The organism is Stenotrophomonas rhizophila, assembly GCF_000661955.1.
Lineage (GTDB): Bacteria > Pseudomonadota > Gammaproteobacteria > Xanthomonadales > Xanthomonadaceae > Stenotrophomonas > Stenotrophomonas rhizophila.
Genome location: NZ_CP007597.1, coordinates 151,928 through 169,688, shown reverse-complemented (window position 1 = coordinate 169,688; position 17,761 = coordinate 151,928). Strand labels below are relative to the sequence as shown.

19 protein-coding genes are annotated in these 17,761 nt (G+C 69.2%); 6 read left to right on the top strand and 13 right to left on the bottom strand.

The window, feature by feature from the left end:
• Positions 1-14 precede the first annotated feature (14 nt).
• Positions 15-1,313: a DUF58 domain-containing protein gene (locus tag DX03_RS00735; protein ID WP_038685658.1), complete on the top strand. Its 1,299-nt coding sequence runs from the start codon at positions 15-17 to the stop codon at positions 1,311-1,313.
• Between the two features lie 28 nt (positions 1,314-1,341).
• Here DX03_RS00735 and DX03_RS21520 read toward each other — a convergent pair whose 3' ends face one another.
• From DX03_RS21520 to DX03_RS00720, 3 genes are all read right to left on the bottom strand, one after another.
• A complete protein-coding gene (locus DX03_RS21520) occupies positions 1,342-1,677 on the bottom strand; it encodes a hypothetical protein (protein ID WP_342341999.1) in 336 nt (111 codons plus the stop codon).
• Positions 1,678-2,003: 326 nt separating this feature from the next.
• Positions 2,004-3,182 (bottom strand): glutathionylspermidine synthase family protein, encoded by a 1,179-nt coding sequence (locus tag DX03_RS00725; protein ID WP_038685654.1) that lies wholly within the window; start codon positions 3,180-3,182, stop codon positions 2,004-2,006.
• A 3-nt stretch (positions 3,183-3,185) separates the two neighbouring features.
• Positions 3,186-3,749: a DUF1190 domain-containing protein gene (locus DX03_RS00720; protein WP_038685652.1), complete on the bottom strand. Its 564-nt coding sequence runs from the start codon at positions 3,747-3,749 to the stop codon at positions 3,186-3,188.
• A 225-nt stretch (positions 3,750-3,974) separates the two neighbouring features.
• Between DX03_RS00720 and ilvD the strand changes: the two genes are divergently transcribed.
• From ilvD to DX03_RS00705, 3 genes are all read left to right on the top strand, one after another.
• A complete protein-coding gene (gene ilvD / locus DX03_RS00715; protein ID WP_038685650.1) occupies positions 3,975-5,807 on the top strand; it encodes a dihydroxy-acid dehydratase in 1,833 nt (610 codons plus the stop codon).
• A gap of 213 nt (positions 5,808-6,020) precedes the next feature.
• Complete coding sequence (locus DX03_RS00710; protein ID WP_051598952.1) at positions 6,021-6,611, top strand: hypothetical protein; 591 nt, start codon at positions 6,021-6,023, stop codon at positions 6,609-6,611.
• A 68-nt stretch (positions 6,612-6,679) separates the two neighbouring features.
• Complete coding sequence (locus DX03_RS00705) at positions 6,680-7,279, top strand: hypothetical protein (protein WP_081797300.1); 600 nt, start codon at positions 6,680-6,682, stop codon at positions 7,277-7,279.
• Positions 7,280-7,340: 61 nt separating this feature from the next.
• On the opposite strand, the gene dinG is transcribed toward DX03_RS00705, so the two are convergent.
• The 5 genes from dinG to aroE form a co-directional block, all read right to left on the bottom strand.
• The gene (dinG, locus tag DX03_RS00700) at positions 7,341-9,401 is read right to left on the bottom strand and encodes an ATP-dependent DNA helicase DinG (protein ID WP_102100656.1); all 2,061 of its coding nucleotides are present in this window, start codon (positions 9,399-9,401) and stop codon (positions 7,341-7,343) included.
• A 181-nt stretch (positions 9,402-9,582) separates the two neighbouring features.
• Positions 9,583-9,900 (bottom strand): hypothetical protein, encoded by a 318-nt coding sequence (locus DX03_RS00695; RefSeq protein WP_038685645.1) that lies wholly within the window; start codon positions 9,898-9,900, stop codon positions 9,583-9,585.
• On the bottom strand, positions 9,897-10,265 hold the full coding sequence (locus tag DX03_RS00690; RefSeq protein WP_185753420.1) for a hypothetical protein: 369 nt from the start codon (positions 10,263-10,265) through the stop codon (positions 9,897-9,899). The genes DX03_RS00695 and DX03_RS00690 overlap by 4 nt, the downstream gene beginning before the upstream one ends.
• Positions 10,266-10,340: 75 nt before the next feature.
• A complete protein-coding gene (locus DX03_RS00685) occupies positions 10,341-10,697 on the bottom strand; it encodes a hypothetical protein (protein ID WP_244880159.1) in 357 nt (118 codons plus the stop codon).
• Between the two features lie 4 nt (positions 10,698-10,701).
• Positions 10,702-11,547: a shikimate dehydrogenase gene (gene aroE / locus DX03_RS00680; protein WP_038685641.1), complete on the bottom strand. Its 846-nt coding sequence runs from the start codon at positions 11,545-11,547 to the stop codon at positions 10,702-10,704.
• Positions 11,548-11,601: 54 nt separating this feature from the next.
• On the opposite strand from aroE, the gene DX03_RS00675 reads away from it, so the two are divergent.
• A complete protein-coding gene (locus DX03_RS00675) occupies positions 11,602-12,474 on the top strand; it encodes a PD40 domain-containing protein (protein WP_038685639.1) in 873 nt (290 codons plus the stop codon).
• 15 nt (positions 12,475-12,489) lie between these two features.
• Here DX03_RS00675 and DX03_RS00670 read toward each other — a convergent pair whose 3' ends face one another.
• The 4 genes from DX03_RS00670 to DX03_RS00655 all read right to left on the bottom strand — a co-directional run bounded on the left by DX03_RS00670 (position 12,490) and on the right by DX03_RS00655 (position 15,128).
• Positions 12,490-12,759, bottom strand: coding sequence for an SHOCT domain-containing protein (locus DX03_RS00670; RefSeq protein ID WP_038685638.1), 270 nt, complete (start codon positions 12,757-12,759; stop codon positions 12,490-12,492).
• Positions 12,760-12,793: 34 nt separating this feature from the next.
• Complete coding sequence (gene hemB / locus DX03_RS00665; protein ID WP_038685636.1) at positions 12,794-13,783, bottom strand: porphobilinogen synthase; 990 nt, start codon at positions 13,781-13,783, stop codon at positions 12,794-12,796.
• Between the two features lie 39 nt (positions 13,784-13,822).
• The gene (locus DX03_RS00660; RefSeq protein ID WP_038685634.1) at positions 13,823-14,740 is read right to left on the bottom strand and encodes a bestrophin family protein; all 918 of its coding nucleotides are present in this window, start codon (positions 14,738-14,740) and stop codon (positions 13,823-13,825) included.
• A gap of 139 nt (positions 14,741-14,879) precedes the next feature.
• Positions 14,880-15,128: a hypothetical protein gene (locus tag DX03_RS00655; RefSeq protein ID WP_038685632.1), complete on the bottom strand. Its 249-nt coding sequence runs from the start codon at positions 15,126-15,128 to the stop codon at positions 14,880-14,882.
• A 222-nt stretch (positions 15,129-15,350) separates the two neighbouring features.
• On the opposite strand from DX03_RS00655, the gene DX03_RS00650 reads away from it, so the two are divergent.
• Entirely contained in the window at positions 15,351-15,818 is a 468-nt protein-coding gene (locus tag DX03_RS00650; RefSeq protein ID WP_038685630.1) for a hypothetical protein, read from the top strand.
• A gap of 81 nt (positions 15,819-15,899) precedes the next feature.
• On the opposite strand, the gene DX03_RS00645 is transcribed toward DX03_RS00650, so the two are convergent.
• The gene (locus DX03_RS00645) at positions 15,900-17,714 is read right to left on the bottom strand and encodes a DUF885 domain-containing protein (RefSeq protein WP_038685628.1); all 1,815 of its coding nucleotides are present in this window, start codon (positions 17,712-17,714) and stop codon (positions 15,900-15,902) included.
• Positions 17,715-17,761: the final 47 nt, after the last annotated feature.

The window sequence follows — 17,761 nt, the reverse complement described above, 5'->3', positions numbered from 1 at the left end:
TGGGGGCTGCGCCGATGAGGCCAGCGCCGTTGCTGCTGGTGTTGCTGCTGGCCTGGAGCCTGCTCGGGCTGCCGGTGGCGTTCGGGCTGTGGCCGCGCTGGAGCTGGGCCGCCGCCGGCGCTGCGATCGCGGTGCTGGCGGTGGTGGATCTGCTGCGCCTGTGGCGTCAGCCCTCGCCCAGCATCCAGCGCGACATGCCCGAGGCGTTGGCCTTGAACGTGGCACGGCCGGTCACGCTGCGGCTGGAATCGAGCCTGCGCCAGCGCGTGGAGGTGTTCGACCTGGCACCGGGCCAATGGACGCTCCAGGGCCTGCCGCGCCGGCTCACGCTCAAGCCGATGGTGGCCAGCAGTTTCCAGTACACCGTGACCCCCACCGCGCGCGGCCGTTTCGAGCTGGACGGTGTGCACCTGCGCGTACATGCGCCGTGGCGGTTGTGGTGGCAGCGGCGTACGTTGCCGCCCGCGTTGAGCGTGCGGGTGTACCCCAACTTCGCCCCGCTGACCCGTTTTGCGTTGTTCAGTGCCGAACAGGCCTCGCGGCTGGTCGGCGCGCACCTGAAGCGTCGCCGTGGCGAAGGCACCGATTTCCATCAGATGCGCGAGTACCGCATCGGTGACAGCCTGCGCCAGATCGACTGGAAGGCGACCTCGCGCGCGCGCAAGCTGATTTCGCGCGAGTACCAGGACGAGAAGAACCAGCAGCTGATGCTGATGATCGACACCGGCCGACGCATGATGGCCAGCGAAGGTGGGTTGTCGCATTTCGACCACGTGCTCAACGCATCGCTGGTGGTGTCCTACCTGGCGCTGCGCCAGGGCGACGGCGTGGGCCTGTTTGCCAGCGGCGGCGACAGCCGCTGGGTGGCACCGCAGCGCGGCATGGGCGCCATCGACGCTCTGCTGCGCGCCAGCTACGACCTGCAGGCGCGGCCGGTCGCCACCGATTACCTGGCGGCCGCCACCGAACTCACCCTGCGCCAACGGCGGCGTTCACTGGTGATGCTGGTCACCAACGTCCGCGACGAAGACATCGAAGACCTGCTGGCCGCGGTGCGGCTGCTGCAGCGCCAGCACCTGGTGTGCGTGGCCAGCCTGCGCGAACGCGAGCTGGACGACGCGCTGGACCAGCCGGTGGACACCCTGCAGGACGCCACCCAGGCCGGCGCCATTGCGCGTTACCTGCAGCAGCGCAGCGACGCCCACGAGGCCCTGCGCAGCCATCGGGTGATGGTGCTGGATGTCACCGCCGATGCACTGCCCGGCGCGCTGGTGGAGCGGTATCTGGCGGTCAAGCGCGACGGGTTGCTGTAACGCACGCGTACCGACCAACGGTCGGTACCTACCGGATCGCGTTGGCCTTGGCGATCAGACGGGCGGTGGCCTTCTGCAGCAGCACGCGGTTGCGTGCCAGTTTCATCCACTGCGGCAGGCGCGAGAACATGGAGCCGTTGGACATGCCGGCGCGTTCGCGCAGCGGTGCGGCGGCATAGTCGTGCAGCGCCTGAAGGTGCGCTGCGTTGTACGCCCACAGCACGCCGGCTGCGGTCTTCTCGACCAGCAGCAGCGGCATGCCAAAATGCGGGTCGTTGGACTCAGCGCTGCCCAGTGGCCGCGCGGTGACCTCCACTTCGCTGTCGCGACCGCATTGCCGACACGCCGCGGTAGACGTGGTCAACGTTGGCGTTGGGCGCGGGCGACGGATCTCCACGCCCACCCATTTGTACCCGCAGTGGCCGCAGGGTCGGTAGCCGCTGTAGAGCATCGGCCCCACCCAGTCGCCGGGGCCGCAGCGACTGCAGCCGCAGCCCCCGTCGAGCGCCATGGCGCACCCCAGGCAACGGAAGCGCCTCAATTGGTCCTGCCGCGTGACCCAGCCCGGCAAATCGCAGCGATGGCAGCGCACCGCGATGCGGTCCGCGTAGCGCCACAGGGCATGTCCGTCATCCAGATGTCGCCCGGCCAACGGCCCGGGGCGCAGGCTGCGGTCGCGCTGGATCGCCATCACACGTAAATGCGGGTGGGGGCTTCGTCGATGATCGCGTGCGGCACGAAGCGCGCGCTGTCGCGGGTGATGCGGCTGTTGTCTTCGCGGATGCCCAGGCCGCAGGCCTGGTCGCCCACCACCCAGCTGCCCACCAGCGGGTAACCGCCGTCGAACGCGGTGAGCGGGTGCGCGGCCTGGCGGATCGCCGGGCCGGTGTACGGGCCTTCGCTCTCCTGCCAGCTGCCATCGGCCAGGTGCATGGCCACGTTGGCGCCTTCGCGCGAGAACAGCGGTTTGCGTACCCAGCCACGCGGCAGCGCACTGCCATCGTCGAACTCGGCCGGCAGCAGGTTGGGATGGCCGCGGTGACGCTGCCACAACAACGGCAGCACGCCCTTGTTGCTCAGAATCGCCTTCCACGCCGGTTCCAGCAGCTGCACGCCCGACCCGGGCAAGGCCTGGCCGAACGACTCGGTCATCAGGTCTTCCAGCGGGTACAGCTTGAACAGGCTGCCAATGACGGTGTCATCCATCGCGGTGAAGCGACCGTCTTCGGACAACCCGATGTCCTCGATCGCGATCGCCTCGCCCCGCAGGCCGGCCTGGGCCGCGCAATCGCGCAGGTAGGCCACCGTGCCCTGGTCTTCCTCCGAGCTGCCCACCGCGCTGAAGTACAGCGGCGGCGGCAACTGCGCGGACAGCTGTGCAAAGCGGTCCACCAATGCTTCGTGGATCGCGTTGAACTGGTCGGCGTGCGGCGGCAGGCGGTTCTGGTTGCGCTGGTCTTCCAGCCACTGCCACTGGAAGAACGACGCCTCGAACAGCGACGTGGGCGTGTCGTAATTGAGTTCGTAGAGCTTGGCCGGGCCCGTGCCGTCGTAGGCAAAGTCCAGGCGGCCATACAGGTGCGGCTCGCCACGGCGCCAGCTGTCGGCGATCCAGTCGCGGAACGCCGGCGGGATGGCCAGCTGGTCCATCAGCTGTTCGCTGCCCACCACTTCGTCCACCAACCCCATCGCCATGGCGTGCAGCTCGGCGCTGGGGTCTTCGATGTCCTGCTCGATCTGGCGCAGGGTGAAGGCGTAGTACGCGGTTTCATCCCAATACGGCAGGCCGTCGATGGTGTGGAAGCGGAAGCCGGATTCCTCGGCCCGGGCGCGCCATTGGCTGCGCTCGGCAATACGGACACGCTGCATCGATCAACCGCCGACGCTGCTGCGGCCGCTGCTGGTGCTGCCGAAGCCACCACGGCTGGCGGTCACGGCGCGGTTGGGGGTGGCGTTGACCGGGGCCAGGCCGGCCTTGCCGGCGCCGATGCCGCTGGCGGTGTTCAAGCCGCCGCTGCCACCCGGTGCCGGGCGTGCCCAGCCCTTGGCCTTGTCCTGGTAGGCCGGGCTGGCCGCCGGGGCCTGGGCCAGGCCGGCGCCGCGGTTGCCGAGCATCTGCGACATGAAGAAGCCCATCATCATCGGGCCGATGAACGAGTGGCCGGTGGAGGTCTTCTGTTCCACGCACTGCTCGGCGTTGTACTCGGCTTCGCATTCGGCACGCGAGGCGTACTTGGGCGCCGCATCGGCCGACTGCTTCTTCGCTTCGGCAAAGGCGGTGCGGCAGCTGGACGGGTCACCGGTGGCTTCGGTACAGGCCTCCACCGAGGTGTACAGCCCTTCCTGCGTCTGGACGCCGGCGTCCTTCTGGCAGGCGGTGAACAGCAGCGGTGCGGCGCTCATCAACAGCAGCGCGGTGGTCCTGGAACGTTTCATGGCGTCATGCCCCCTTGTACGGTTATCGGTTCAATCATGCCTCATCGGGCCGAACAACCAAAACCGGCAAAGCCGGGAAGATGAATGGCATTTCAGAAATCCGTCGCGCCACGCGACCCGCCATCGCTACGGGCGGCGGGCGCTTGGTTGCAAACGCAACCGGAATTTTTCGGCAGAATCGAGGTGAAACGCGCCCCCACGGCCCGCCAGATCCTGCCAGCCACCATGCCTGAATACCGCTCCCGCACCTCCACCGCCGGCCGCAACATGGCCGGCGCCCGCGCCCTGTGGCGCGCCACCGGCATGACCGATGGCGACTTCCACAAGCCGATCATCGCCATCGCCAACTCCTTCACCCAGTTCGTGCCGGGCCACGTGCACCTCAAGGACCTGGGGCAGCTGGTGGCGCGCGAGATCGAGCAGGTGGGCGGCGTGGCCAAGGAGTTCAACACCATCGCGGTGGATGACGGCATCGCCATGGGCCACGACGGCATGCTGTATTCGCTGCCGAGCCGCGAGATCATCGCCGACTCGGTGGAGTACATGGTCAACGCGCACTGCGCCGATGCGCTGGTGTGCATTTCCAACTGCGACAAGATCACCCCCGGCATGCTGATGGCCGCGTTGCGCCTGAACATCCCGGTGGTGTTCGTGTCCGGCGGCCCGATGGAAGCCGGCAAGACCCGCTTGTCCGAGCACAAGCTGGACCTGGTGGACGCGATGGTGATTGCCGCCGACGAAAGCGCCAGCGACGAGAAGGTCGCCGAGTACGAGCGCAGCGCCTGCCCCACCTGCGGGTCGTGTTCGGGCATGTTCACCGCCAACTCGATGAACTGCCTGACCGAAGCACTGGGGCTGTCGCTGCCGGGCAACGGCTCGACGCTGGCCACCCACGCCGACCGCGAGCAGCTGTTCCGTCGTGCCGGGCGCCTGATCGTGGAGCTGTGCCATCGCTGGTACGGCGGCGAAGACGCCAACGCGCTGCCGCGCACCATCGCCAGCGTGGCCGCGTTCGAAAACGCGATGACCCTGGACATCGCCATGGGCGGCTCCACCAACACCATCCTGCACCTGCTGGCGGCCGCGCAGGAGGCGGAGGTCGACTTCGACCTGCATGCCATCGACGCGCTGTCGCGGCGCGTGCCGCAGCTGTGCAAGGTGGCCCCGAACACGCCGAAGTACCACATGGAAGACGTGCACCGCGCCGGCGGCGTGTACGGCATCCTGGGCGAACTGGCGCGTGGTGGGCTGCTGCATACCGACGTGCCCACCGTGCACAGCCGCAGCCTGGCCGACGCGATCGCGCGTTGGGATGTGGCCGTGAGCGACGATGAAAAGGTGCACGACTTCTTCCGTGCGGGTCCGGCAGGCATTCCCACCCAGGTGGCCTTCAGCCAGGCCACGCGCTGGCCCACGCTGGACGTGGACCGCGCCGACGGCTGCATCCGCAGCGTCGCCCATGCCTACTCCGCCGAAGGCGGGCTGGCCGTGCTGCGCGGCAACCTGGCCGTGGACGGGTGCGTGGTCAAGACCGCCGGCGTGGATGAGTCCATCCACGTCTTCGAAGGGCGCGCACGCGTGTTCGAAAGCCAGGACGCGGCGGTGGCCGGCATCCTCGCCGATCAGGTGGTGGCCGGCGACGTGGTGGTGATCCGCTATGAGGGCCCGAAGGGGGGCCCGGGCATGCAGGAAATGCTGTATCCGACCAGCTACCTGAAATCCAAAGGCCTGGGCAAGCAGTGCGCACTGCTCACCGACGGGCGCTTTTCCGGCGGCACCTCCGGGCTGTCGATCGGCCACGCCTCGCCCGAGGCCGCGGCCGGCGGGGTGATCGGGCTGGTGCAGGAAGGCGACCGCATCCGCATCGACATCCCGGCGCGCCGCATCGACCTGCTGGTGGATGACGCCACGCTGGCCGCACGCCGCACCGCGCAGGACGCGCTGGGCTGGGCGCCGCGCGAAGCACGCCCGCGCAAGGTCACCGGCGCGCTGAAGGCCTACGCGCTGCTGGCCACCAGCGCCGACAAGGGCGCGGTGCGCGATTTGTCCAAGCTGTAACCGGCATCTATCGCACACCCCGGTAGTGCCGGCCGCTGGCCGGCTCCCCAGCCAAACAAGTGCTGCCGGGCAGAGCCCGGCACTACGGGTGTGCGGCTGCCGGCCAGCGGCCGGCACTACCGATCCGCGTTGGCATGGCCAACGGTGACCGTTGCCCATGCGGGAACGGCACGCAGCCTTCATACTTGGCGTCCTTCACACATGGACGTGACGATGCGGCTGACTGCATGCCTGATGTTTCTTGCGCTGTCCTGCGCTTCCGCTCCGCTGCTGGCGGCCGATTGCAGCGTGGCCAACCGCGACGCGGTGCTGGCGCTGCCCCTGCAGGTGTTCGATGGTGATCCGGATGCCGGCTGGCGGCCGCTGGCCGACCGGCCGGGCTGTTCGCTGGAGACCGCCGACCTCATCGCCGACTACCGTCGCCAGCAGCCCAAGGCGACCAGTGACCGGCCGTTGATCTGGCGCGAGGCGCAGCTGCGCGCACTGGGCGGGCAACGCGACCCGGCCAGCGCGCTGATGCGCAGCACCTACAAACCCGCGCACGCCGATGTGGGCGGCTGGAATGCCTATGTAGACGCCACCATCGCCTTCCTGGACGACGACCTGCCCGCGTTGAAGCAGGCGCGGGCGCGGTTGGCCGCGCTGCCGCCGCCACCGGGCCGCGTGGTCCGCAATGGGATGGTGCAGGTGGAGGCCGAGCAGGTGCCCTGGCCGCCGCGCTTGCCGGTGGTGGATGCGTTGGTGCGCTGCATGTACCAGCCGTATGCGTTGGCGTATGAGGCGTGTCCGGCCGCGTCGGAGTGAGCAACGGCTTGACCCGATGCGCGCTGCTGGCAAACACTCCGGGGATGGTTCTGCACAAGGAGGTGACGATGCGTGCTGTTCGCTGTCTGCTTGCACTGGCCGTTTCAGCCGTTGCGCTTCCCGCTCTTGCCGACGACTGCGTGGTCGATCGGGCCGCGCTGCTGGCGTTGTCGCCGGATGCCTTCGACCAGGACCTGACCGGCGGTTGGCGACCGATGGCGGAGAAGCCGGGATGCCAGCTGCCCGCTGCGGACCTGATTGCCGCCTACCGTGCGCAGCCCAAGGCTGCGGGCAACACCACGTTGATCTGGCACGAAGCGCAGGTGCGCGCGGAGGCCGGACAGGATGCGCAGGCCGTGGCGCTGATGCGCCAGACCTACAAGCCCGCCCCCGATGCCGGGGGCTGGAATCCCTACGTGGATGCCAGCATCGCGCTGATCGAGAAGAACAAGCCTGCGCTGGTTTCGGCCCGCGCGGCGTTGGCAGCCGTGCCGGCGCCCCCGGAGGCGAACGTCAAGGACGGGTTCTTTTCGTTCACCCTGCCCAGCGGCGAAACGATGAAGGTGGCCTGGCCGCCCAACCTCGACGTGGTGGATGCCTTTGTCCGCTGCTTCGGCAAGCCCTACCGCGATGCCTACGGGATGGCCTGCCGCACCCCGGGCGGGTAACGCCGGGGTGTGCACCTGGGTCACGCCGTGCAGCCACGCATGGCGTGGCTCTACCGGTTTCCTACCCGATCACCCGCTTGAACGGCGGCAACGCGTCGATGATGCGCTTGCCGTAGCGGCGGGTCAGCAGGCGCGAGTCGAGGATGATCACGCGGCCGGTGTCGGTGGACGTGCGGATCAGGCGGCCGGAAAACTGGGTCAGCGTGCGCAGCGCGTGCGGGATCGCGATGAGGTTGAAGGCGTTCAGGCCACGGCTTTCGAACCACTCGCTCAGCGTGGAGGTCTGCGGGTCGGTGGGCACCGCGAACGGTACCTGGGTGATCACCACCGTGGTGCACGCCTCGCCGGGCAGGTCCAGGCCTTCGCCGAACGAGTTCAGCCCGAACAGCACCGAGCCCTCGCCGGCAGCGGTGCGCCGCAGGTGTTCGTCGATCATCTTCTGCTTGGCGCCCTCGCCCTGCACCAGCATCAGCTTGCGCTGCGCGGCGGGCATCAGCTCGGCCACCTTTTCCATCTTCCAGCGCGAGGTGAACAGCACGATGCTGCCCTTGCCCCAATCCAGTTCCTTGACCAGGTACTTGGCCACTTCCTTGGGATGGCGCTCGCGGTCGTCCGGGGTGACCGGGAACGCGGGCACGATCAGCTGGGCCTGGTTGGGCAGGTCGAAGGGCGAGGCCAGCGACACCATCTCGGCTTCGGCCGGAATGCCGTTGTCGATCGCCAGCGACTGGAAATCGCCGCCGCCGGTAAGCGTGGCCGAGGTCATCACCACCGAGTCCACTTCGTCCCACAGCAGCTTGCGCAGCACGTGCGCGGCCGACACCGGCGACCCGTGCAGGATCAGGTCGCCGTCGCGCGACAGGGTGATCCAGCGCGCCATCGGCGGTTGGCCTTCCTTGTCTTCGCGGCGCCAGGCCGTCCACAGGTTGTGCTGCTGCTCGATCATCTCCAGCGCCATGCCCAGGTTGCGCTGCAGGCGTTCGCGCGCGGCGTCCTCGGGCTTGCCCTTGGCTACTTGGGCCAGCGCGGCATGGGCCCAGTTGAACAGGCTGCGGGTGTCGTCGGCGATGGCCTCGATGTCGGCCATCCAGATGTCCGGCAGGCGCCCGTTCGGGGCGCGCCACATCGGCTCCTGGGCGGCCGGGTCCGGGCGCCAGCTGCGGTCGATGACGTCACGGAACGCCTTGAGCTGCTTGCTGACCTTGGCCGCGGCCTCGATGGCCTCGTTGGGCAGCAGGTTGCCCAGCTTGTCCTTGTCCACCGCGCGGTAGGACGCGGCGATGAGCACCTGCAGGCGGCCGGTGCGCTTGGCCATCTCGTCCAGGGCCAGGCTGGCCGCGCCCTGGTCGATGGCCACGCTGCCGATATGGTGGCCTTCGTCGAGCACCAGCAGCATGTCCGAGGGCGGCGCGATCAGCGGCTGGCCGTTGTCGCTCTCACCGATGGACAGCGCCGACAACAACAGCGCGTGGTTGGTGACCACGATCTGCGCCTCGCGCACGGTGTTGCGTGAGCGCAGCACCGCGCACTGCGCCGAATAGGCGCACTTGCGCCCGGCGCAGCCGGACGCCGGGGTGGTGATGCGCGAGCGCAGCGTGTTGCTGATGGTCTCCGGGGCGTTGTCGAGGTCGCCATTCCAGCGCCCTTCCAGGAAGTCCTTGCTCAGCTTCTGCGCCAGGTCCATCTCGATCGGCGCCAACGGCCGGTCGAACAGCGGCTGCTCGTCCTCGAACATGCCCTCCTGGGCGCCATCGCCATGTGCTTCGGCGGCATTGCGCGTGCACAGGTAGCGCGTGCGGCCCTTGGCCAGGGCCACCGTGGCCTCGATGCCGGTGGCCTTGAGGAAGTTGGGGATGTCGCGCTCGAACAGCTGCGACTGCAGGGCCACCGTGCCGGTGCTGATCACCAGCTTCTTTTTGGTGGCCAGCGCGATCGGCACCCCGGCGGTGAGGTAGCCCAGCGACTTGCCCACGCCGGTGGGGGCTTCGACCACGCCGACGCCGCCGCTGTGCGACAGCGCACGCGAGACCACGCCGATCATCTGGCTCTGCGACCGCCGGGTGCTGAAGCCGGGGGTGTTGGCCTGCAGCTTGGCGTAGGCATCGCGGATGGCGGCCTTCATGTCGTCGTTCAGCGCACGCGGGGCTTCAACTTTTTCGGTCACGCCAAGAGCTACCTGCCTGGATCACGGCGGGTATTTTCTCACGAGCGGAGGGTCGGGACCGGCGCGGATTTCCGCGCCGGTTCAGATCCGGGATGCAGGTCCGGTGCCGGAGCAACCGGGGACACGCATGGCCGGGACCTCAGCGCCGACGCAGCGCGGCCAGCAGGGCCCAGACCAGCACGATCAGCCCGGTGCTCTGTGCCAGGTACAGCGACTCCACGGCGTCCGAACTGCCGGAAAGCAGGGCCAGCAGGATCCGCACGATGTCCAGCGCCGTGCCGCCCAACAGCAACGCGGCACCGACCAGACCGATGCGCCCGCCGCGGCGCCGCACGATCGGCCGCAACGTCACCAGCAGCAGCACCGCCACCCCCAGCACAGTGACGTGCTGCAGCAGCTGCGCTATGTGCATGGGCCCCACCATCATCAGACCGGACAGCGACAGCGGCGAACTCATGCGCCTTCTCCTGCAGAGCCTGCCAGCGCCTGCCGCAGTGCCCTGCCAAGCAGCACCACGGCAGCGGCAAGCAACAGCGTCCGGGCCCAGCCGAAGGCGCCCAGCAACAGACCCAGCGACACCTCACTGCTGATGAAGGACATCAGCATGATCAGCGAGGCATCCCACAGCACCCCCACTGCGGGAGCCAGCAGCAGCGCGCCCGCCGCCCATAGGCCAAGGCGTCGCCCCGGCTGCGCGGGCCGCCGCAACAGCAGCACCAGCGCCACCAGACCCAGCACCGGCATCAGCACCCCCGGCTTGGCCAGCCACAGCACGCCCTGCAGTACCAGCCCCCACAGCACACCCATATCAGACAGCGTCATCGGTCCACCTCCTTGTGTGTGAATTGCTTTGCTGCAAACCCCGCAGCACGTCGGGCCGGAACGCCGGCCCGATCCTCAGCCAGCGGCCGCCGTGGCGTGGCGGGCACGCAGCGTGCGGGTCAGGGCCCACACCAGCAGCACCACCCCGACCGCATTGAGCAGGCCCAGCACGAAGTGGCCCACGCCCAGCCACATCGACAGGCTGCGGATCGACTCGTAGTTGCCCTGCTGCACCATCCACATCGGCACCAGGTTCAACACCAGCCCGGCCACGGTCGCCACGGCCAGCAGGATCAGCGACCACAACGCCACGTCACGCACGGCCGTGCGCGGGGTGTCGATGACCCAGACCACCGAGACGGCCAGGGCAATCAGGATCGGCAGGCGCGTGGCGGTCATGCCCAGCACGGAAATCAGCAGCTCCATGTTCATCGGCTCAGTCCTCGCCGGCCAACGCGTGCTCGGCGCGCAGCTCGGTGTACACCGGGTCGGTCTGCGGGCGCACTGCATGCCACTGCAGGAAGCTCTCGGCGGCCTGCTCGACCAGCATGCCCAGCCCGTCGACGACGTTGCGGCAGCCGGCCGACCGCGCCCACGCGGTGAAGCCGATGGCGGCCTCGCCGTAGTTGAGGTCCACCGCGGTGGTCATGCTGTTGACCAGCCCCAGCGGCAGGGTGAATTCATTGGCGCGGTCGCGCCCGGCCGAGGTGGCGTTGATGATCAGTTCGAAGTCGCCCAGCTCGCGGATGTCTTCCCAGTAGCGGGTGATGGCGCGGCCGGGTTCGCCCATGGCGTCGATCAGCGCATCGGCGCGCTCGGGGGTGCGGTTGACCACCACCAGTTCCAGGATGCCGGCATCCAGCAGCGCCGGGGCGACGCTGCGCGCCGATCCGCCCGCGCCGATCAGCAGGGTGCGGCGGCCGCGCAGGTCCAGGCCGTGGCGGTCGGTGAGGTCGCGCACCAGGCCGATGCCATCGGTGGTGTCGCCGTGCCAGCGGTCGCCCTTGCGCAGCAGGGTGTTGACCGCGCCGGCGCGGCGCGCGCGCGAGGTCAGCGTGGTGCACAGCGCGAACGCTGCTTCCTTGTGCGGGGCGGTGATGTTGGCGCCCACGCCGCCTTCGGCCGCGAAGGCCTCCAGTGCGGCGGCGAACGCGTCCGGGCTGGCCTCGATGGCGCGGTAGTCCAGCGCGATGCCCTCCTGGCGGCCGAACGCGGCGTGGATGCGCGGCGACTGCGAGTGGGCGATGGGCTGGCCAAATACGGCGTAACGATCGGCGGTCATGGGTGTGTCTGCTCCGGGCCTAGAATGGAACGCAAACCCCCAACGGAAGCGGCTATGCGCACTCCATTGTCACTGCTCGCGCTGTGCGCCAGTTTACTCTCCACGCCGCAGGCGATGGCGCTTTCCGAATTCGGCATCGAGGGCATGGGCGTGGTGTCGACCAAGGCCAACGAGGCCCAGGCCACGATAGCCCCGGACGGCCAGCGCATCGTGTGGGCCTCCGACCGCGCCGGCGGTGCCGGCGGCTGGGACCTGTGGCAGGCGGCACTGCGCGATGGACGCTGGCAGGACCCGACGCCGCTGGCGTTGAACACCGGCAGCGATGAAACCGACCCCTACTTCAGCCACGACGGGCGCTGGCTGTACTTCGCCTCCAACCGCAGCGGCGGGCGCGGCGGGTTCGACCTGTACAGCGTGGCGGTGCGTGGCGACGGCAGCTTCGGGCCGGTGATGGCGCTGCCGGTGACGATCAACACCGCCGCCGACGAGCGCCGCCCGGCCCTGCGCCCGGATGGCCAGGCGCTGCTGTTCGCGCGCAATGGCACCGGCACCCGCGGCGGCTTCGACCTGTATCGGGCTGCCGTGCAGGACAAGGGCTTTGGCGCGGTGGCCGCGCTGCCGGCCCCGCTCAACAGCGCCGCCGACGAACTGGGGGGCGCGTGGCTGGGCAACGACGGCGCACTGGCCCTCACCCGGGTCAGCGGCGGGCACGCGCAGGTGTGGGTGGTGGGCTGCGACTACCGCCAACCGGCCACGCCGCTGGTGCTGTCGTTCAACACGGCCGATGGCCAGACCGGCGCACCGGTGGTGGATGCCGCCAAGCCGGGCGAGCTGGTGCTGGCCGGCATGACCCGCGCACCGCGTGCCGGCGGGCTGGACCTGTACCGGATGAAGGCACCGGTCGCACCGGGCGGTGCGTGCCGCTGAGGGGAATCGATGCGGTCAGCGCGACGCCAGCAGCGCGGCGCGCTGCCGTTCGTACTCCGCTTCGCTGATGTCGCCGTGATCCTTGCGCTGGTTCAACGCGGCCAGCTGCGCCTGCAGTTCGGGCGACAGCTGCGCCTCACGCGCCACCCGGGCGGCGGCGGACGGCTGTTCCGGCGGGCGCTTGGCCGCGCGCAGCACGCCGCGGATGACCAGCCCGATCACCGCCGCGAACACCACCACTCCGGTGCCCCAGGTCACCCATTGGACCCATCCCATCGTCTGCATCGTCATCGTCCTGTCGGCGTAGTGGCGCGTATTGTCAGCGTTCGCGCAGCCAACGCGCCACCTGCGGGGCGAAATAGGTCAGCACGCCATCGGCACCGGCGCGCTTGAACCCGATCAGCGACTCCAGCACACAGGCGCGCTCGTCGAGCCAGCCGTTGGCGAAGGCGGCCTTCATCATCGCGTACTCGCCACTGACCTGGTAGGCGAAGGTCGGCACGCCGAACTGCTGCTTCACCCGGCGCACCAGGTCCAGGTACGGCATGCCCGGCTTGACCATCACCATGTCCGCGCCCTCTTCCAGGTCCAGCGCGATTTCGCGCATGGCCTCGTCGCCGTTGGCCGGGTCCATCTGGTAGGTCTTCTTGTCGGCCTTGCCCAGGCTGGCCGAGCTGCCCACCGCGTCGCGGAACGGGCCGTAGAAGGCCGAGGCGTACTTGGCCGAGTAGGCCATGATGCGCACGTTGACGTGGTCATCGGCATCCAGCGCGCGGCGGATGGCGCCGATGCGGCCGTCCATCATGTCCGACGGCGAAATGATGTCCACGCCGGCGGCGGCGTGCGACAGCGACTGCTTCACCAGCGCGGCCACGGTGATGTCGTTGAGCACGTAGCCCTTGTCGTCGATGATGCCGTCCTGGCCGTGGGTGGTGTACGGGTCCAGGGCCACGTCGGTCATCACCCCCAGCTCGGGGAAGCGCGACTTCAACGCGCGGATGGCGCGCTGCGCCAGGCCGTTTTCATCCCACGCGGCGGCCGCGTCCAGCGACTTGCCGGCCGGGTCGATCACCGGGAACAGGTCGATCACCGGGATGCCCAGCTCCAGTGCCTCTTCGGCCACCTTGAGCAGCTCGTCGATGGACAGGCGCTCCACGCCCGGCATCGATGCCACCGGCGCGCGGCCTTCCCGCTCATGCACGAACACCGGGTAGATCAGGTCGTCGGTAGTGAGCGTGTTCTCGCGCATCAGGCGGCGCGAGAACTCGTCGTGGCGCATGCGGCGGGGGCGATAGTCGGGGTGGGCCATGGGGATGCTCCGTAACGGTATGCGGGGGGCGCGGCAGGATTACTGCAGCAGGTAACGATGCGGTTGCAGCGGCGCGGGCAGCGGGTCCACGCCAAGGCTGTCGAGCAGGTCGATTTCGATGGTGCGCACCAGCGCGTCCAGCGGCAGGTCGTTGGGCTCCAGCCCGAACGGCTCTTCCATCTCTTCGCCCAGCTGGTCCAGCCCGAAGAAGGCGTAGGCCAGCACCGCCGACACCACCGGGGTGGCCCAGCCCAGCGAACTGGCCAGGCCGAACGGCAGCAGCACGCAGAACATCCACGCGCAGCGGTGCAGCAGCAGGGTGTAGGCGAACGGCAGCGGGGTGGACAGGATCCGCTCGCAACCGGCCTGGATGCTGGACATCGCGTGCAGGCGGGTCTCGAACTGGGCGTACAGGATCGGGTCGAGGCGACCGGCACGTAGCGGCTCGGCCAGGTCGGCGGCGATCATCGCCAGCAGCTGGTCGGGCGCGTTGAGGCGCGCGCCGAAGCGGGCGTGGTCGTGCTCGGCCACCCAGGGCAGCGCGGCCAACGCGGCGTCACCGCCGCGCAGCTTGGCCGCCAGCGCATGGGCAAACCCGATCCCGAGCCGGCAGATGCGATCCCGGCGCGGCGCGTCGTCTGCCAGCAAAGCGCTGCACAGCCGCGCCAGGCTGCGCGATTCGTAGACCAGCTGGCCCCACAACTTGCGGCCTTCCCACCAGCGCTCGAAGCAGGCGTTGTTGCGGAAGCTCAGAAAGATCGACAGGACCAGGCCGAGCAGGGTGAACGGCGCCACCGAGACGCGTTCGATGCCCGGCGGGTGCCAGACCTCGGCGAAGGCGGCCACGGCAATGGCCAGCACCAGGATCGCCAGCACCTTGGGCGCCACCGCCGGAACGATGGAGCCGCGCAGGATGTACAGCAATTGCCAGCCGTGGGGGCGGGGACGAATGATCATCGAAAGCGGACATGGCGCCTGGAAAGGCGTGGGCCAGTGGCGCAAACGCCCCGGCAGCGGCTGATTGTACGCCCCTGCACGCGCGCGCCTGCCCGCTGCGACCGATGGTCGCAGCCCGGGCCGCAGCCGCCGGGTCGGCTCAGATGATGCCGCCGCCCAGGCCCAGCCGGACGATGCCCACCACCACCACGATGCCGTTCAGCACCAGCCCGGCCCAGGCCCGGCCGCGCTTGCTGGGGTGGGTGAACAGGATGCCCAGCGCGGCGATGACCGCACCGACCGCCGCGAACGGAATCAGGAACCAGTTGCCCCAGCCCAGCAGCGGGATCAGGGCCAGCACCATCCACAGCAGGGCCAGGATGCCCCACAACAGACTGATCAATCCCATGCCAGGCTCCTTGAATGACGGTGGCGCCACCATAGCCCAGATCCGGGCCGTCGGCGCCGAACCTGACGCGTTCATCGGCCCATCTGTGCCGGCCATCGCAGCAGTGCCATGACGATCACCCGCAGGGTGCTAGCGTGGCAGTCAGAACGTTGGCACCGATTCAGTTGCCAGCGCCGATGATCGCGCCACGGACCACCGGTCCCTACCGAACAGGGGTGATGCATGAACATCCGATCGATTGCCGTACTCGGCGTACTGCTGGCCGTGGCCGGTTGCGCCAGCACGTCCAAAGTGATGCTGGGCCAGGCGCGTGCGCCGGTGGACCCGGCCAGCGTGCAGATCTATTCGACCCCGCCGGCCGGCTCGGTGGAAATCGCCCAGCTGGAATCGTCCAGCGCGGTTGGTTTCGGCACCCAGGGCCAGACCGATGCGGCGGTGATGCGGCTCAAGCGTGAAGCGGCCGCCCTGGGCGCCAACGGCGTGATCCTGATGGGCGTAGGCTCCAGCGGCTCGCCGGTGGGCATGTCGGTGGGCGGCGGCAGCTACGGCTCGCATGTGGGCGGCGGTGTCGGCATCGGCATTCCGACCACGCAGAAGCGCGCGGCCGGCGTGGCGATCTGGGTACCGAACCCGGCCGCACCCACGGCACCGGCGCGCCTGCCGACGCAGACGATCACGCCGACCCGGTAACCGGTAGGCCACGACCGTTGGTCGTGGCGGCCCCGCAACGGCGCACCGACCAACGGTCGGTGCCCACCGGCATTTGCCAGGTCAGCGTTTTGCAGGTGCCTTGTACTTCGGCACGAACACCTCGTTGACCGCCTGCGCCAGCTGGTCCGGCGGCAGCAGGCCCTGGTCGAGCAGGAAGTTGTTGAAGGCCAGACGGTCGAAACGCTTGCCCAGCGCCAGTTCGGTCTGCATGCGCAGTTCCAGGATCCGGGTATAGCCGTAGAAGTAGCTGCCGGCCTGGCCGGGCATGCGCACCATGTAGCGGTCCAGTTCCTGGGTGGCCATCGCCTTGGACAGGCCGACCTCGTCGATCAGCACGCGCTCGGCGTTGGCACGGTCGATCAGGCCCAGGTTGAGCATCGGGTCGAGCATGGCGCGCGCGGCCCGCAGCAGGCGGAACTGCAGCGCGATCAGCTGCCCGTCCAGCGGCTCGTACGGCACCATCTCCGCTTCGGCATACAGCGCCCAACCTTCGACGTTGACCGAGTTGAAGGCGAACATGGTGCGCGCCAGCGAGATGCCGCGTTCAACCATCGCGGTGAACTGCAGCTCGTGGCCCGGGCGGCCTTCATGCGCGCTCAGCGTCCAGGCCGCCGAACCGAAGTTGAAGTCGTCGTACTGCGCGGCCTTGTCGCCCGCAGCCGGGTTGCCCAGCGGCAGCACGAAGGTGCCCTGCTGGCCGGTGTTGCCCACCAGCGGCGCCGGCAGGAAGTGCGGGGCCGGCGAGGCCGCGCTTTCGGCGGCCGAGCCCAGGCGCATCTGCATCGGGCGCTGCGGCACGTCGACGATTTTTTCGCGGCGGATGATCGGGTCGATCGCATCGATCACGCCGCGGTAGTGGTGCTCCAGCTGGTCGTCGGCGATCTTGTCGCCCTTCAGCGCGCGCACCACCGCCACCGGATCGGTGGGGTCGGTCACCTTCAGGCCCTTGGCCTGCACCACCAGCGGCGACAGCTGGCGCATCGCCGAGCGGGTTTCCATGAATTCCAGCTGCGCACGCTGCATCAGCACCGCCGGGGCGATGTCGATGCCCACGCGCTTGAGCTGGTAGGCATACAGCGGCTCGGGCAGGCGCGCGTCGGTACGGGCCTTGGGCAGCACGTCCTTGCGGGTCCAGTCGCGGTACTCGCGCAGCTGGGTGGCAAGCGTCTTCAGCGTCTCGTCGGCGCCGGCCACCTTGTACTTGCCGAACAGCTGTTCGATGCCGGCGATGTAGGTGTCCACGTTGGCCAGCGACTGCTCGACCTCGATCTTTGTCGGTTGCAGCAGACCCTTGTCGGCCAGGCGCTCTTCATAGCGCTGGCGCGACAGCGTGGTCACCGGCTGGGTGCCGGGGGCCAGGCCGGCGTAGGCCTTCAGGCGATCGAGCGCCTTGGCGCGACGCTCGGCCGATACCTGGTCGGAAAGCAGCATGTTGATACCGCTGAACACCGTCTGCGGCGTGTCGGTCCACGGCAGCAGGTACTTCTCGTTGAGCTCGCTGCCTTCGATGTTCTGGCTGGCCGCGGCGATCATGATCGCCAGGTCCTGGCGCACGTTCGGGTCGCGCTCGGTGGCCAGCTTGGCCTGCAGTTCGCTGCGTGCCTTGGCCATGGCCGCACGGTAGCGGGCGCCGTTGTCCGGGCCGAAATCGGCGACCTTGTCGTCGTAGCCCGGCACGCCGAAGAAGCCGGTTTCCTCCGGCTGGAACGGGCCCTGCGCATCCAGCAGGATCTGCGCCAGCTGGTTGCTGCGGGTGACCCAGGCCGGGCTGGACGGCGCCTTGGCGGCGGCAGCCTTGGCGGCCAGGGCCGGGGGTGCGCTCAGCGCAGCGGGAACGGAAAGGGCCAACGCAACGGCAAGGACAAGCGGCTTCATGCACGACTCCCGGGAACGGATGCCTGCGACCCTACCCGGTCAGGACG